The 721-nt window shown below is 67.4% G+C and carries 1 pseudogene; it reads left to right on the top strand.

Annotated elements, in window-relative coordinates:
* Positions 1 to 721 (top strand): annotated as a pseudogene (locus D7Y13_RS46240) (hypothetical protein); the annotation flags it as partial.

The raw sequence follows: 721 nt of genomic DNA, 5'->3' as shown, positions 1-721 counted from the left end.
GCTGCTGGGTGTGCTGCTGGGGGTGTGGGCAGGCGAGGTCCGGGCGAAGGGACTCCAGGTGGAGTTCGACCTGCAGACGCCGCTCTTCCTGGACCGCACGTACCTGTTCGCCTCGCCCAACCGCATCCAGCGCCTGGGGGACCCGAAGTCGCCCGCGCCGTTGCTCATCGAGGGCCAGTTCGCGCCGAACCTCTTCCTGCCGCAGCTGCGCTACGGCGACTTCAAGCAGGACGGGCGGGAGACGCTGTTCTCCCTGGTGTTCACGCCGAAGATCCTGCTGCGGATGTTGAACACGGACAGCAACCCCATCCTGCCGCCGTCATACATGCCGAAGTTCACGCTCCAGGCGGCGCACCTGCGGCTGTTGCATGGCCCGGACCGGGATGGAGCGCCCCGGGTGCTGGCGCTGGGGTTGAACGTCATCGTGGGCCACCACTCCAACGGCGAGGACGGGTGCTTCTTCGCGAACCAGACGGGGACGGACCCGGACTGCACGCCGGCGGAGGGGCAGCTTCCGCTGAACGAGGTGACGGGGAGTTTCTCCACGAACCTGCTGCGCTTCGAGCTGCACGGGCGGCTGGGGTTCGAGGTGGATCCCCACAAGTTGAGCGCCTGGCTCATCGGGGCGAATGCCTTCTACGAACTGAATACGGCGATCGGGCCCGGGGGAATGAGTTCGCAGCAGCGCGCGGTGTATGGGAATGGGCACTGGGGGGTGGGG

The organism is Corallococcus praedator (assembly GCF_003612125.1).
GTDB classification, from domain to species: domain Bacteria; phylum Myxococcota; class Myxococcia; order Myxococcales; family Myxococcaceae; genus Corallococcus; species Corallococcus praedator.
Note: the sequence above shows the minus strand (reverse complement) of the source record. Positions and strands in the feature narration are given on the sequence as shown.